General features: G+C 66.0%; 6 protein-coding genes and 1 pseudogene. All 7 read left to right on the top strand.

Features of this window, described 5'->3' with window-relative positions:
• Positions 1-54: 54 nt before the first annotated feature.
• The 7 genes and pseudogenes from Q7W82_RS17365 to Q7W82_RS17335 all read left to right on the top strand — a co-directional run bounded on the left by Q7W82_RS17365 (position 55) and on the right by Q7W82_RS17335 (position 16,211).
• The gene (locus Q7W82_RS17365) at positions 55-7,359 is read left to right on the top strand and encodes an Hpt domain-containing protein (RefSeq protein ID WP_242161104.1); all 7,305 of its coding nucleotides are present in this window, start codon (positions 55-57) and stop codon (positions 7,357-7,359) included.
• Positions 7,346-8,686, top strand: a complete 1,341-nt coding sequence (locus Q7W82_RS17360) for a chemotaxis protein CheB (RefSeq protein WP_242161103.1) — start codon at positions 7,346-7,348, stop codon at positions 8,684-8,686. The genes Q7W82_RS17365 and Q7W82_RS17360 overlap by 14 nt, the downstream gene beginning before the upstream one ends.
• Before the next feature lie 73 nt (positions 8,687-8,759).
• A complete protein-coding gene (locus Q7W82_RS17355; RefSeq protein WP_242161102.1) occupies positions 8,760-9,236 on the top strand; it encodes a chemotaxis protein CheW in 477 nt (158 codons plus the stop codon).
• Between the two features lie 371 nt (positions 9,237-9,607).
• Positions 9,608-14,272: an RHS repeat-associated core domain-containing protein gene (locus Q7W82_RS17350; protein WP_242161101.1), complete on the top strand. Its 4,665-nt coding sequence runs from the start codon at positions 9,608-9,610 to the stop codon at positions 14,270-14,272.
• Positions 14,269-14,700, top strand: a complete 432-nt coding sequence (locus Q7W82_RS17345) for a hypothetical protein (protein WP_242161100.1) — start codon at positions 14,269-14,271, stop codon at positions 14,698-14,700. Before Q7W82_RS17350 ends, Q7W82_RS17345 begins: the two co-directional genes overlap by 4 nt.
• Positions 14,701-15,045: 345 nt before the next feature.
• Positions 15,046-15,372: pseudogene (locus tag Q7W82_RS17340) on the top strand (RHS repeat-associated core domain-containing protein); the annotation flags it as partial.
• A 473-nt stretch (positions 15,373-15,845) separates the two neighbouring features.
• On the top strand, positions 15,846-16,211 hold the full coding sequence (locus tag Q7W82_RS17335; protein WP_242161099.1) for a hypothetical protein: 366 nt from the start codon (positions 15,846-15,848) through the stop codon (positions 16,209-16,211).

Below are 16,211 nucleotides of genomic sequence, written 5' to 3'. Positions count from 1 at the left end.
TGCCGTCGTCGCGCTCGCGCGGCGCGGCGCGTGCCCGGCCGTGGAGACGCGGCGATGAGCGCGCTGCGCGATGCGATGAGCCATGCCGCGCTGGGCTGGGTCAAGCCGGAACTGGACGAGACCCTGCGCCAGGTGCGCGGCGAGATCGAAGCCTTCGTCGAGGAACCGGCCGACACCGGGCGCATGCGTTTCTGCGCCGGCTACCTGCACCAAGTGCAGGGCACCTTGCGCATGGTCGAGCTGTACGCGCCGGCGATGGTCGCCGAGGAGCTGGAACTGCTGGCCACGGCAGTGCAGAACGGCCAGGCGGCCGACCGCGACGAGGCCTGCGCCACGCTGATGCGCGGCACCGTGCTGCTGCCGGACTACCTGGAGCGCCTGCAGGACGGCCATCGCGACATTCCGATCGTGCTGCTGCCCTTGCTCAACGAGATCCGCGCCGCGCGCGGCGAAGCCGGGCTCAGCGAGGGCGCGCTGTTCGCGCTGGCGCCCGACGCTGCCGCCGCCACCGAGGCCGAGCTGGACCATGCGCGCGGTAGCCTTGCCGGGCGCAATCGCGAACTGCTCGACACCGTCGGCACCGCGATCAAGGAAGAACTGCTGCGGGTCAAGGACGCGCTGGACCTGCACCTGCGCACCGGCGGCGACGTCGCCGCGCTGCAGACCCAGGTCGACGAACTGGGCAGCGTCGCCGATACCCTGGGCGTGATGGGCCTGGGCGTGGCGCGCAGCGTGGTGGTGCAGCAGCGCGATGCGCTGCGCAGCATCGTCGACGGCGCGCGCGAGGCCGACGAAGGCCTGTTGCTGGATATCGCCGGCGCGCTGCTGTACGTGGATGCCTCGCTCGACGACCAGGTCGCCTACCTGGGCGCCGGCGGCGATGTGCACGACGACGCCAGCGCCGCCGAGGCGCGACGGACGGTGGAAGTGCTGGCGCACGAGGCAATCGCCAACTTCGGCAGCGCCCGCGAGCATTTCGTCGCCTTCATCGAGACCAACTGGGACCACGCGCGCCTGGACGAGGTGCCGCGCCTGCTCGGCGAGGTCGCCGGCGCCCTGCGCATGCTGGAACTGCCGCAGCCGGCCGACTACCTGGAAGGCGTGCGCCGCTACGTCGCCACCGAACTGATCGGCAAGCGCCGCGTGCCCAGCGGCCGCCAGCTCGACACCCTGGCCGACGCGATGGCCAGCCTCGAGTACTACCTGGAAGCGCTGCGCGAGCGCCGTCCGGGGCGCGAGGAGATCCTCGACATCACCCGCAGCAGCCTGGAAGCGCTGCGCTACTGGCCGTTGCCCGAGACCGCGCCGGCCGCGCCGGGCGTGTTGCCGAGCGGGAGCGAGGCGGCCGAATCGGTTGCGCCGCCACCGGTGGCCGCCGATCGCATCGTCGAGTCCGCGTCCCCGTCCATCGCCCCGCCGGCCGTGCCGGCCTGGGATCTGGCGCCGGCCGAGGACGCGCCGGAGACCACGCCGCGCACGCAGGACGCCGCGCCGTCCGCACCGCAGGCGCCGCAATGGAGCCTGGCCACGGACGAACCCGACGCTGCGGCCGAACCCGCCTCCGTGGCGGCCGACGATGCTGCCGTGCGCGACGAAGCCGCGCAGGAGTCCACGGCGCCGTCGCAGGGGCTCAGTTTCGATCCGGTCGCGGCCGAACAGGACAGCTGGACCGGCACCGCCGAGCCGCTGCACATCAGCCTCGATTCCCTGGTGCTGGAGCAGGACGCGCTGCGGCCGGAGACGCCGCCCGCGTTCGCGCAGGAAGACGAGGCGGCAGCCGCTTCCGCGGCGTCCGCCTCCGAGGTCGCCGGCTTCGATCCGGTGGCCGCCGAGTACAGCGACGCGGCGCCGGCCGAGACGCCGGCCGCGTTCGCGGGCCTGGGCGAGCACGACGATCCCAACCTGATCATCGTCGACGCGCCGGCCGCTGCAGAAGACACCGACGCTTCCACGCCGCCGCTGGTCATCGAACTGGAGGACGCGCCGGCGTTCGCCGATGTGCCGAGCATGGCGGCCGACGAAGAACCTGCACTCGATTGGCATGCCACTCCGGCCTCGCAGGACGAGGAGCCGGCGTCCATGCTGGCTGACGTCGGCGCCGACATCGCGCACGGCGAGCGTCTCGACGCGGCAGGGGAGGCGGAGCCTTTCGACGCCGCTGTCGAAGACGAAGGTGCCGCGCACGCGAGCCCCACCTGGACGCAGGAAGTCGCCGTCCCCGACGGCGTACACGAGACCGATTCTCCCGCTGCCCTCGATGGCGCGGCGCATGCCGATGCCGACCTCGCCAGCATCGGCGAGGACGCGCACAGCGATGTCGTGGCCGACGCACCATCGGTGCCGGCACAGGCCGAGCCGGAACCCGGGCACCATGCGACGCCGGAGCCGGCGTCGGAACACGCTGCGACTGCGGAGACCGCTGTGCCGGTGTCGGACGCCGAAGCGGCGTTCCTCGCCGACCTGGAAGCGGCCGCGGCGCAATTCGATGTCACCGCTGCCGCGACCGGCGGCGAGCATGCCGCACCCGCCGCCGCGGAGGCGAGCGCCGCGCCCGGCGCCGCGCCTGCTATCGCGACGCCTACCCTCGAGACCGGTTTCATCGACGGCGATGGCGAGATCGACGAGGAAATCCGCGCGGTGTTCCTCGAGGAGTTCGACGAGGAACTGGTCAATCTCGGCACGTTGCTGCCGGCCTGGCGCGCCGCACCCGGCCACATGGAAAGCCTGCGCCCGATCCGCCGCGTGTTCCACACCTTGAAGGGCAGTGGCCGCCTGGTCGGTGCGCGCGTGCTCGGCGAGTTCAGCTGGAAGATCGAGAGCATGCTCAACCGCGTGCTCGACGGCTCGCGCCCCGCCAGCCCGGCGGTCGTGGCCATGGTCGAGCAGGCCTACGCAGTGCTCCCGCAGCTCAATGCCGCGCTGCGCGGCGACGGCGCGGTGCAGGCCGACCTGGATGCGATCCAGGCCGTGGCCGAGCGCATCGCCGCCGGCGAGGACGCCTTCTATTTCGCGACCCCGCAGGCCGCGGCCGTGCCGCGCGCGGGCACGCCGGCGTCGGTGGACAGCGTGCTGCGCGAGATCCTCGAAGCCGAGGTCGGCACCCACCTGGAGACCGTGCACGACTGGCTGCAGCACGCGCCGCAACCGGCGACCGAAGCGCTGCTGCGTGCGATGCACACCATGAGCGGTGCGTTCGCGATGACCGACGTGCCGGAGATCACCGCCGTCACCGGCCCGGCCGAGAGCTACGTCAAGCGCGCGCTGGCGTCGGGCAGCGTGCCGAGCGCCGACGGCGTGCGCGCGCTCGAGGAGTCGGCGCGTGCCATCGCCGCCACCATCGCGGAATTGCAGGCGCCATCCCCGGTGATTCCGCCGTTCACCGAACTGTCGCAGCGCCTGCGTGCGCTGGTGGACACGCTGCCGGAAGTGCAGTGGCCGCCGATCGCGTACGACGAGGACGAGGAAGACCTGTCCGCGTCGGCACCGGCCGACGCCGGCCTGGATGCACAGGCTGTGCAGGCGGTGGAACTCACCGCGGCCGACGACCTGTCGGCGTTCGTGGGCGATGCCGCGCATCTGCACGAGACGCTGCCGGCGGACGACGCGGCCGGGCAGGCCGACGAACGCGCCTCCGACCAGCGTGCTGTCGACGTCTCCGCGGACGCGATAACGGAGTCCACGCAGGCTGAAGCCGGGGCCACGCTCGATGCTGATGCTGATGCTGAGGCGGCCGTGCCGGCATCGGCGAGCGAGCACGCGTCGCCTGCGGCAGAGGCGTCCGCGCAGGACCAGCCACCGAGCCACGACACGGCATCGGTCGACGCGACGACGCACGACGACCGCGAGGCCGACGAACAGGCGGCATTGGCGCAGGAGGGCCAGCTCGACGAGCTGACGGTCGAGGCGCCATTGAGCGCCGAGCAGGTGCCGGCCGAGTCGGCGCCGGAGGCGCTGGACCCGGGCGCGGAGCCGGACGCGACCGCGGATGCGATCGCCGCCGATGCTGCCACCGGCACCCAAGTCGATGCGCAGGAACTGCAAGCGCCGGAACACGATGGCGAGGCGCAGGGTTCCGAGGATCGCGCGACCGATGCGCAAACCGAGGAGACCCAGGACGCAGCCGCGCACGCGCAGGATGCGCAGGTACTCGATCACGCGGCGGCGGACGGTGATGCCCAGGCTCACGCGATCGACGCACAGGCGGAGGACACCCAGGGCGCAGCCGTCCACGCGCAGGATGCGCAGGCGTTCGACCACACGGCAGCAGACCGCGATGGCGAGGACCAGGCAACCGACGCGCAGGCGAACGACAGCCAGGATGCGTCCGCACACGCGGAAGCGACGCAGGGACCGGATCACGACGCCGCGCACCGCGACGCCGATGCGCCCACCGACGACGCCGCCGAAGCGCACGAGCAGCAACTCAATGAGGAGGCTCCCGCAATCGGTCTGCGGCAGCAGCCGTCGGCATCGTCGAGCGGCTGGCGCCACGACGGCACAGCCTCGGCCAACGACGATACCGAGGCCGCCGCCGAGCATGGCGATGCCACGCCGGATGGCGCATCGCATCCGGACGAGGTGACGGACGCGGACGGTGCAGCTTCCCTCGCCGCGGACGCGGCGGGCGCGCACACCGACGCCGAAGCGCAGGCAGAGCACGTCGAGCCGATCGACGGCGCACGCGATGGCGCGCCGCAGGACGCAGCCCTTGCAGCGGACCATGCCACGCACGTACCGCCGTCCGATACTGCAGAGGCGGCGGACACGCATCACGCGGCGTCCGACGAAGCGCACCATGCGCCTCAGGCCGACACCGCTCAGGACGACACGACCACGGCGGCCGATGCCGGCGCGGCAGCGTCTGCCGACGACCTCCACGAAGACACCCATCAGCACGGGTCGGAGGCGGCCGCATCCGCGCCGTCCGAGGTCGACGCCGCGCATGCCGCGGCCGATGGCGCGAGGATCGATCTGTCGGCCGCCGATCTCGGCCCGCTGGACTTCGCCGACCTCGATCGCGAACTGGTCGATATCTTCGTCGACGAAGGCAAGGATCTGCTCGACCACTGCGATCGCCTGATCGCCGAGCTGCGCGCCGCGCCGCAGGACCGCGACGTGCTCGGCGGCCTGCAGCGCGACCTGCACACGCTCAAGGGCGGCGCGCGCATGGCCGGCATCAACGCCATCGGCGACCTCGGCCATGGCATCGAGTCCTTGCTGGAGGCAGTCGCCGCCCATCGCACCGAGCTCGACCGCCAGGACGTGCAACTGCTGGAACGCGGCTTCGATCGCCTGCACCAGTTGTTGACCCTGACCGGCAACCACCGCGCGGTGGCGATGCCGCAGGACCTGATCGGCGCGTTCGATGCACGCACGCACGGGCAGGTGCCTGCCGTCGCTGGCGATGCCGAGGCCGATGCCGCCCCGCCGGTCGCGATGGCCGACGCCGCGCTGACCACGGCGGCACTGGCCGCCGTGGCGGCGCCGCTGTCGGCCCCGCTGCCGGTGGAGGGCGCGCTCGACGACGAGTCGACGATCGCGCGGCCGATGCAGGAACAGGTGCGCGTGCGCGCCGACCTGCTCGACCGCCTGGTCAACCACGCCGGCGAAGTGGCGATCTACCGCTCGCGGCTGGAGCAGCAGTTGGGCGCATTCCGTGGCGCGATGGCCGAACTGGACCGCACCAACGCGCGTCTGCGCGACCAGCTGCGGCGTCTGGACCTGGAAACCGAGGCGCAGATCGTCGCCCGCTACCAGCGCGAGCAGGACCAGGCCGAGCAGAGCTTCGACCCGCTGGAGCTGGACCGCTTCTCCACGCTGCAGCAGCTCAGCCGCGCGCTCAACGAGTCCGCGGCCGACCTGGGCGGCCTGCAGGGCGTGCTCGACGACCTGGCGCGGCAGTACGACGGCCTGCTGCAACAACAGTCGCGCGTCAGTTCGGAGCTGCAGGACGGGCTGATGCGCGCGCGCATGGTGCCGTTCGACGGCCTGGTGCCGCGGCTGCGGCGCGTGGTGCGCCAGGCCGCCAGCGAAACCGGCAAGCAGGTGCACCTGAGCCTGGAAGGCACCCATGGCGAACTCGACCGCAACGTGCTCGATCGCATGGTCGCGCCGCTGGAGCACATGCTGCGCAACTCGGTCGCGCACGGCCTGGAAGCGCCGGAACAGCGCCGCGCCGCGGGCAAGGCGGAGGAGGGCAACATCGCCATCCGCCTGCGCCGCGAGGGTTCGGAAATCGTGCTGGAAGTGGCCGACGACGGCGCCGGGCTCGACCGCGAGGCGATCCGTCGCCGCGCCGAGCAGCGCGGGCTGGTCGCCGCCGACGCGGCGCTGTCCGACGACGAACTGGATGCGCTGATCTTCGCGCCCGGGTTCAGCACCTACGACCAGGTCAGCCAGCTGGCCGGCCGCGGCGTGGGCATGGACGTGGTGCGCAACGAAGTGCGCCAGCTCGGCGGCTCGGTGGACATCCACTCGGTACGCGGCCAGGGCGTGACCTTCACCCTGCGCCTGCCGCAGACCCTGGCGGTGACCCAGGCGGTGTTCGTGCAGATCGGCGACACCACCTTCGCGGTGCCGGTGGCGTCGGTCAGCGGTATCGGCCGCATCGGCCGCGAACGCTTCGAGGCCGGCACCGGCGGCTACCGCTACAGCGGCGAGGAGTACGCGCTATACGACCTCGGCTCGCTGGTCGGGCAGGCGCCGGCGCGCGCTGAAGGCCAGGCGCAGGTGCCGCTGCTGCTGGTGCGCGCGGGCGATCTGCGTGCGGCGGTGGCGATCGACCAGGTGCTCGGCAACCGCGAAATCGTGGTCAAGCCGGTCGGCCTGCAGATCGCCTCGGTGCCCGGCATCTACGGCGCCACCATCACCGGCGACGGCCGCGTGGTGGTGATCCTCGACATCGCCCCGCTGGTGCGCCGCTACCTGGCGCAGCCGCAGCGGCCGGTGGTGGAGGCGGTGCCGACCGAACAGCGCCGCGTGCCGCTGGTGATGGTGGTCGACGACTCGCTGACCATGCGCAAGGTCACCGGCCGCGTGCTGGAACGGCACAACTTCGACGTAGTGTCCGCGCGCGACGGCGTCGAGGCGCTGGAACGCCTGGAAGAGCGCGTGCCCGACCTGATGCTGCTGGACATCGAGATGCCGCGCATGGACGGCTACGAACTGGCGACCGCGATGCGCGCCGACCAGCGCTACACCGCCGTGCCGATCGTGATGATCACCTCGCGCAGCGGCGAAAAGCACCGCCAGCGCGCCTTCGAACTGGGCGTGCAGCGCTACCTCGGCAAGCCTTATCAAGAGTTGGATCTGATGCGCAACGTTTACGACCTGCTGGGGATCGCCCGTGTTCGCGAATGACGGCGACGCCACTGCCACGCCGGTTGCGTTGCTGGCCCGTCCCGGCAAGGCGCGCGAGCGCCTGCGCGAAGCGCTGCATCTGGTCGGCGCCGCGATCGTGCTGGAGGACGACCCCGGTGCGATCGACGCGCAGACCCTGGCCGATGCCGGCCCCAGTGCGGTGCTGATCGCGCTGGAGCCGGCGATCGAGGACGCGCTGGAGCGGCTGGATGCGGCGCTGGCGCTGCCCGGCGTCACCGTGATCTTCGACGAGGCCGAGCTGGCCGCGCGCCGCGAAGGCTGGGAAGCGCAGCGCTGGGCGCGGCACCTGGCGGCCAAGCTGCAAGGCCACCAGGACGTGCTGCCGCCCGGCCGCGAGACCGAAACCGGCCTGCAGCCGGAGCCGGGCCTGCCGGCGACGCCGGCGCAATTGCACGACGACGCGCCGATCGGCCTGCACGTCGACGAAGCCACCAGCTTCGCCGAGGCCGCGCCGCAAGACGGCATGTACACCTGGCAGCCGCCGGCCGACGTCGCCCCCGGTTTCGAGGAACTGCAGTTCGCGCGCGCCGAGGCCGCTGCCAGCGAAGCATCTGCGGTGCCGGCTGCACCGCATGCCGATGCCCCACCGGCTGCACCCGCATCCGCACCCGCGGCTTTGCCGGCCAGTGCCTGGTCGCTGGTCGACGACGACGCCCCCTTGCTTGCCGCCGCGCCGCGTGCGCCGCAACCGGTCCCGCAGTTCTCCACCGAAGGCCTGTCGCTGGTTGCGCTGGAGTCGGAAGAGCCCACGGCCACCAGCGGCGCCGGCACCCGCGCCGACGTCGCGCGTGGGGCGGTGCTGGTGATGGCCGGCATCGGCGGCCCCGACGCGATCCGCCGCCTGCTTGCCGCACTGCCGGAACGCTTCCCGCTGCCGCTGCTGGTGCAGTTGCGCCTGGATGGCGGCCGCTACGGCAACCTGGTCAAGCAGATCGCGCGCGTGTCCGCGCTGCCGGTGCTGCTGGCCGAGGCCGGCGAGCCGGTCGCCCCCGGCAACGTCTACATCCTGCCCGACGACGTCGGCGTACAGGGCACCGCCGGCCTGCGCTTCGTCGCCCAGGACGCCGGCGCCTCCGTGGTCGCCGGCCTGCCGGCCGCACATAGCGCGGTGCTGTTGCTCAGCGGCAGCGACCCGCAGCAGGTGGAGGCCGTGCTGGCGCTGGCCGCGCAGGGCGCCTGGGTAGCCGGGCAATCCGGCGACGGCTGCTACGACCCCGCCGCCGGCGCGCAACTGATCCTGCAGGGCCATCCCGGCGGCGATCCGGCGCAGTTGGCCCAGGCCTTGACCGCGCGGTGGAGCGGCTGAGCGAGGCGGCACACGCCATTCACCGCTGCGCCCGCATCGCGCGTTTTTTCCGCTTTCAGGACGAAGTCACTCCATGAGCAGCTACGCCAGCAACGACGAAATCCGCGGTGTCCTCATCCTGGCCGGCAGCGAGCGCGTGCTGCTGCCCAACGCCACCATCGCCGAAGTGATGTCGCGCGTGCCGGTCGAGCCGCTGCCCGACGCCCCGCACTGGCTGCTCGGCCAGATCGCCTGGTACGGCTGGAAAGTCCCCCTGGTCTCTTTTGCCCGCCTAACCGGGCTGGGCGCCGAGATCGTCGCCGCCAACAACAAGATCGTCGTGCTCAAGGCCCTGGGCGGCAACCCCGACCTGCCGTACGTCGCCCTGCTGACCCAATCCTTCCCGCAGCTGATCTCCGTCCCCCGCGACGGCCTGCTCGCCGACGCCTCCGAAGAAACCCTCCCGCCCGGCGTGCACATGCGCGTGCTGCTGGGCGAGCAGAGCGCGTTGCTGCCGGATCTGGAGGCGATCGAGGGGATGGTGGTGGAGCGGTTTGCGGTGGCAGAGTAGGGTCGATCAGTCTTGCGGCCGTCTTGCTTCTGACTGCACGCTGCAACTTCCATCGCCGATGGTCTGCCTGCTTGAGCAGAGCGCGTTTCAGCCCGTTGCCAGGGTAATTGGCTTCGTCTAGCATCATCGATCGTCATGACAAGGATTGTCGTATGCGCAACGTGTGGTTTCCGTTCGCTGTGCTGCTTCGCTCAGGGATGAGGCGATCTGTCCTATGCCGGGCACCCACCCGTATGACTTCCCCGATGTTCTTCGCCGCCTCTCTGGTTGCCGCCGGCTGCGCTCTGTTGCGTGCCGATCGGCATCTGGCTGGACGCGCAGCCGCCCAATCCTGACTCGGCTGAGTCAATGGACTTACGCAAGGACGCACAATGATCACGCTGCACCGCACTCGCAACTCTTCTGGCGCGCTACGCTTTGCGATGGTTCTGACGCTGCTCGCTTTGTTCGCGAGTTCGGCGTTCGCCGCGACCGAAGGGAAGAAGCAGCAATTCCTGGTGCGCGATGCAACGGGGAATTCATATGGACCCTACGACACGCAATCTCAGGCGGAAGCGGCTATTCGGACCATCCCAGGACCATCTGATGCACCCGATGCGTATCAATACGTGACAGAAATAAAATCGACATTCCTTTCTGAAAAGGGCGAAACTTCTGTAACGTATTGGATGGGTAAAAAAGATCGGAAGCTCCAATACTGGGGGGTTAACGGAATTACTTCGGACAATGAAGATGACTTTATTGTAAAGACAATTAATTTATTGAATGATGGTAATAGCCCTCCGTGCGTCTCCTCAACATTTGTAAGGGCCAGTGATTGGCATGTGTATTCTCAGGAATACAAGTACTTGGAGGTCGCTGATTTTCAATACACATCTTCAAGATTCGATAGTCGTGACGGCACGTGCGAGCCTGATGCTGATTTGCTTGAAATGCAACGAATATCGATCTGTCCAAACCCCTATTTGAACTGGGAGCCAGAGCAAAATGCGTGTGTGAATGAAGTCATTACGGCTACGATTACGACGATTCAGCCGCAGTGTGATGGGGATCAGAGTGGTAGTCCAGGTAGCGGTAACTCTGGCATGGTCGGCAACCCCTGCGACGTCAAGACCGGCGAGAAATTCCAGGCCGAGCGCGACCTCGATCTGGGCTGGATCACCCTGACGCGTTACTACCACTCGGGTATCGCACTGAACACGGGTGGATTCGGCCCTGGCTGGACCTTTTCGCACAGCCTGCGCCTGACGATCCAGGGCGACGCGCTTGGCCTAGTGGAGGGTAGCGGCTATGCCGTGCCGTTCCGCAAGATGGGTTCTGAATATCGCGCAGCCAATGCCTCGGGCGAACGCATCGTCGCCAACGGCGACCAGTGGGTCCTGTATCGCCAGGATGCGATCTACACCTTCGATGCCAAGGGCAAGCTGGTCTCGCGCATGGCCGAGGATGGCAGTGGGTGGGTGTACGGCTACAACGCGCGTGGACGCTTGCAAAGCATTGCGTCGCTGCAGGGGCGCTCCATCGAACTGGTGTATGCCGACGACAACGACGACGCGCTGATCACCGGCATCGTCTCAGGTGGGGTGCAATTGGCCAGCTACGTCTACGACCAGCAGCGCCTGACGAGCGTCACCTATGCCGACGGCAACAGCCGGATCTATCACTACGAGGACACGCGCTTCCCGCGCCATCTGACCGGCGTGACCACGGAAGATGGCCAGCGCTTCAGCACCTTCGCCTACGACGAGATCGGGCGTGCAATCTCCAGCCAGCACGCCGGTGGCATCGACGGCGTCACCCTGGCGTACTCCGACGCCGGCACCCGCGTCACCGATGCGTTGGGCGACATCAGCGACTACACGCTGACCAACGCCGGCGGCGCGTCGCCGAAGGTCGGCGCCGTGGCCCGGAACGACGGCACCTTGCAGTACAGCTACAACGATCAGTCCAGCGACTTCCGCCGCCGGCTCAGCAGCGTCACCGATCGCCGTGGCGTCCAGACCCAGCACACCTACGCCGAAGCGACCGAGAACGGTGTTGCGGTGAATATCCACACCGTGCGCGAGGCGGTCGGGCAACCGCAGGAGCGCACGACGACGACGCGTACCGCGGCTGGCAGCAATCGCCTACTGTCGGTGCAGACGGGCGGGCGCACCGTGTCCTACAGCTACAACGATCGTCTGCAGCCAGTGCAGATGACGAGCAGCGACACGGCTTCAGGCAAGCAGCGCACTATCACCTACAGCTACTGCGAAGCGTCCGACGTAGCCGCGACCGACAGTACCTGTCCGATCCTGGGCCTACCCAAGACGGTCGATGGCGCGCGCACCGACGTCAGCGACACCACTAGCTTCACTTACTACGCAACCGACGACAGCGCCTGCGCCATCTCCCCGACCACCTGCCCGCACCGCAAGGGCGACCTGTGGAAGGTGACCAATGCGCTGGGCCAGGTCACCGAGTACCTGGCCTATGACGGCGCCGGCCGCGTGCTGTCGGCGAAGAACGCCAATGGCGTGGTCACCGACTATTCGTATCACCCACGCGGTTGGCTGACCGCCAGCAAGGTGCGCGGAGCCGACGACAGCAGCGAGAGCGACGACCGCATCACCGCGATCGACTATTGGCCGACCGGGCTGGTCAAACAGGTGACGCAACCCGATGGCGCGTTCACCCGCTTCACCTACGACGCGGCGCATCGGTTGACCGATATCGCCGACAACGCCGGCAACACCATCCACTACACCCTGGACAATGCCGGCAACCGGCTCAAGGAAGACACCAAGGACGCATCGGGCGCGCTCAAGCGCACGCTTTCGCGCGTGTACAACCAGCTCGGCCAACTGGCGACGCAGGCCACCGCCCAAGGCGATCCGACCGACTTCGGTTACGACGGCAACGGCAACACCAAGACCATCACCGACGCGCTCGGGCATGCCACCCAGAACGACTACGACCCGCTCAACCGCCTGGCGCGCACCCTGCAGGACGTGGGTGGCATCGCCGCCGAGACCAAGTTCGGCTACGACGCCCTGGACAACCTGACCAAGGTCACCGACCCCAAGGGCCTGGACACCACCTACGCCTACAACGGCCTGGGCGACCTGACCAAGCTCACCAGCCCGGACACCGGTAGCACCACATACACCTACGACAGTGCCGGCAACCGCGCGACGCAGACCGATGCGCGCAACATCAAGACCAGCTACGGCTACGACGCGCTGAACCGGCTGACCCAGGTCACCTATCCGACCACCAGCCTCAACGTCAGCTATACCTACGACGTCAGCCAGAGCAGCTGCGCCAGCGGCGAGACCTATGGCGTCGGCCGGCTGACCCGGATGCAGGACGGCAGCGGCAGCACCGACTACTGTTACGACCGCTTCGGCGAGTTGGTGCGCAAGGTGCAGACCACCAACGGCAAGGTGTTCGTGGTCCGCTATGCCTACACCAAGGCCGGGCAGCTGAGCCGCCTGACCTACCCGGATGGGGCGGTGGTGGACTACGTGCGCAACGCCCAGGGCCAGACCACCGAGGTCGGCGTGACTCCGCCCGGCGGCACGCGACAGGTGCTGCTGAACCAGGCGACCTACTACCCGTTCGGCCCGGTCGCCGGGTGGACCTACGGCAACGGCCGTCCGATGCAGCGCGTGCTGGACCAGGACTATCGCCCGCTGGCGGTCAACGACACCCGCAGCGATGGCCTGGCGGTGGGCTTCGCCTTCGACCCGGTCGGTAATCTCAGCGCGCTGACCGCGCCCGGCAATACCGCGCCGGTCATCAAGCTGGACTACGACCCGCTGGGCCGGCTGACCGCGTTCAAGGACGGCCCGACCGATACGGTGATCGACGGCTATACCTACGACGCCACCGGCAACCGCCTCAGCGCCAAGGTCAATACCAGTACGCAGACCTACAGCTATCCGAGCACCAGTCACCGCCTGAGCAGCGTGGCCGGCACCGCACGTAGCTACGACGCGGCCGGCAACACCACCGCGATCGGCGGCACGGCCGTGCAGTACGTGTATGGCGCCAATGGCCGGCTGACACAGGTCAAGCGCAGCAGCACCACCGTGGCGAACTATGCCTACAACGGCCGTGGCGAGCAGGTGCGGCGGGTGGGCAAGACCAATGTCTACACGCTGTACGACGAGAGCGGTCACTGGCTGGGCGACTACGACAACAACGGCGCCGTCGTGCAGCAGGCGATCTGGCTGGACGATCTGCCGGTCGGCGTGCTGGCCAAGACCACGCTGCGCTATGTGCAGCCGGATCACCTGGGCACGCCGCGCGCGGTGATCGACCCGACCCGCGACGTGGCGATCTGGCGCTGGGACATGAAGGGCGAAGCCTTCGGTGCCACCGCGCCGGACCAGGATCCGGACAAGGATGGCACCGCCTTCGTGTTCGATATGCGGTTCCCGGGGCAGCGTTATGATGCGCTAAGTGGGCTCAACCAGAACTACTTCCGCGACTACGAGCCGGGCACTGGGCGGTATGTGCAGAGTGATCCGATTGGGTTGAAAGGAGGGATATCGTCTTATCAGTATTCTCTATCCAGCCCGCTCTTGAGGGCAGATGCATCAGGGCTATCGACATACATCATTATTACTTATGATTGGGGTATAGGCTCTCACGCTGCGCTTTTCATAGATACAAAAAACGGCGCAGATCCCTTTCTATATGATCCCTCCGGCAGCTACATGAACATGCAGCGAGGTAGTGGCGGCCTCTTTGAGGGCAAGGAAAACGGAGCAGACCTGAAATCTTATATCAGCTACCAGCAAGGTACAGGTAGCCAAGTGAGAGTTATAAAGCTAGATACATCTAAAGAAGTTGAAAGCAAATTCAAGCTCGATGCGGAGGAGATCGGGGACCCTCGCGGCTTGAACTGCGCGAGTTCGGTGTCTTCTGTTTTGGATGGCTATTGCGGTGCCATCAGCCATACTTATTTTCCTGGAAAATTGGCTGATATGGTAGAAGATGCAAGAAAAGCGCAGTCTGCTAATGCCTGTCCGGTTGGAGAATCAAAGTGAATAAAAATATTAAATTGATTTTGGCGGGTGTTTTTCTATCATTTTTTAATTTCCTTATAATAAAGCTTGCATTCCTTGGGCCATTTCGACCATTCATTCGGGATAATTCAATGCAAACAACCTACATGGTGACTTTTGCGTTAATTAGTCTGATTCTACCGATTTGCATCGAAAAATTAAAAGGTAAATTTGCAGCTTTTGCGGGTGGAGCGGCTCTTGGGTATTTGGCCAGTTTTATTTCCCTGATTGTGGCAGTAGTGGAGTCCTCCGGCTACGAGATGTTTTTTGCTACTGCGTCCAGATTTGGATGGATAAATCATGTCTTATTTCACATGTTTATTTCTCTCCTGCTGTGTGGCTGGCTTTTGGGCATAGTTGCGACACTGGTAACCAATAAGTTTAGAACCGAAAGATCAATCAAAATATAGATCGTTGTGTCGGACTTCACTGCAAGACTAGCCAGCTAAGAACACTGCAAGCGCCAGCAGCGAGACCTTGGCATACAGCAGCCGCAAGGAGCTGACATATCGAACCTGTGCAGACGTGCGAATCCCTCATGCGACCGTCTACGCACCGCAAGCTGGCGGTTATGCGCTGTTTGTTGGCAGTTATCACGATTTGCGTTCAAATCGATACGACGGCCATCTGCTTCCTATCGTTGGCACTGCTGCATCTTCCCTCTGCGCGCAAACTCATGCGGGCGAAAGAACCGAACGCTCAAACCGCGTTCCAGGATTCGGCATGCGCGACATGCATGCACTTGATCCCCGTCACTGCTGGCCAAGACCAAGCTGCGTTATGTGCAGCCTGATCACCTGGGCTCGCCACGCGCGGTGATCGACCCGGTCCGCGACGTGGCGATCTGGCGCTGGAACCTGAAGGGCGAGGCCTTCGGCGCCACCGCTCCGGATCAGGATCCGGACAAGGACGGCACTGCCTTCGTGTTCGATATGCGGTTCCCGGGGCAGCGTTATGATGCGCTGAGCGGGCTCAACCAGAACTACTTCCGCGACTACGAGCCGGGCACTGGGCGGTATGTGCAGAGTGATCCGATTGGGTTACAAGGAGGAGTGGCAGCATATTCTTACGGTGGAAGTAGCATTCTTGCGTCAATTGATCCTCTTGGGTTGATTAATGACAATCAATTGCCTAGTCAGCAGCAAATTCAAGCTGAGATCGAATATCCACGTCAGCGGCAGAAGTCGATGTCTCAATTGACGCAGACGTATCAAGAAATGCTCAGAAAAAATGTTAGAGGAACCGATCAGTTTTCCCATTGCTTGGCTGCGTGTCGCGCGGCAAAAGCATCTGGTAATCCTCAACTGGTTATTGATCAAATGCAAAATAAGGAGATTCGGGATTTTGTTTTAAAATTGGCTGGTAGGTATGGCGATAAAAAGTTGCCGATACCAGAGATGTTGAAGAATAATGCTGTAGACATGGCGGTCAATAGGGTGGGTGCGTCCTGTCCATCAAATGTGGAATGCGGGGCTAGATGCTCTCATCTTTTAGATAATTTGCCGGCTAGTCGCCGACCGTTCATGCTTGAGTATAGGCCTGACTGGAGTAGTCCATGAAAATATTTATTGTATTTCTTGTGGTAATTTTTTTTGTCTCAGGGTGTGCGGGCAACTCTTCAAAGTTCTATGGGACCTATGGTGATGCGGTGGCGGATGACGCTATTGCAAAAGGGTGGGTGCCAGATTTTTTGCCGCAGAATGCTACAGACATCTATGAGCGGCATAGCGTTGATGCTGGTGGGGTTGCGGTTATCTTTTCTGCGCCCAGCGACAACTTCCTCAAGGACTTTTCTACACTTGATCATTCGTATTTTACATCTGCTGAAGAAGCCTTTTCTTTGGTGCGCTCGCCTGCAAACTATCCTCAGGGAGCGAATCGTTATTATTATAGGTGTGGTGGAGAGGGCTCGGTCTGCTGA

Source organism: Xanthomonas indica (assembly GCF_040529045.1).
Taxonomy (GTDB): domain Bacteria; phylum Pseudomonadota; class Gammaproteobacteria; order Xanthomonadales; family Xanthomonadaceae; genus Xanthomonas_A; species Xanthomonas_A indica.
This window is presented reverse-complemented; position numbering and strand designations above follow the sequence as displayed.

What these genes read in the sequence shown, in the direction of transcription:
- Q7W82_RS17365 (WP_242161104.1), top strand. Translation starts at nt 55, where the DNA reads ATGAGCGCGCTGCGCGATGCGATGAGCCATGCCGCGCTGGGCTGGGTC.
- Q7W82_RS17355 (WP_242161102.1), top strand. Translation starts at nt 8,760, where the DNA reads ATGAGCAGCTACGCCAGCAACGACGAAATCCGCGGTGTCCTCATCCTG.
- Q7W82_RS17350 (WP_242161101.1), top strand. Translation starts at nt 9,608, where the DNA reads ATGATCACGCTGCACCGCACTCGCAACTCTTCTGGCGCGCTACGCTTT.
- Q7W82_RS17335 (WP_242161099.1), top strand. Translation starts at nt 15,846, where the DNA reads ATGAAAATATTTATTGTATTTCTTGTGGTAATTTTTTTTGTCTCAGGG.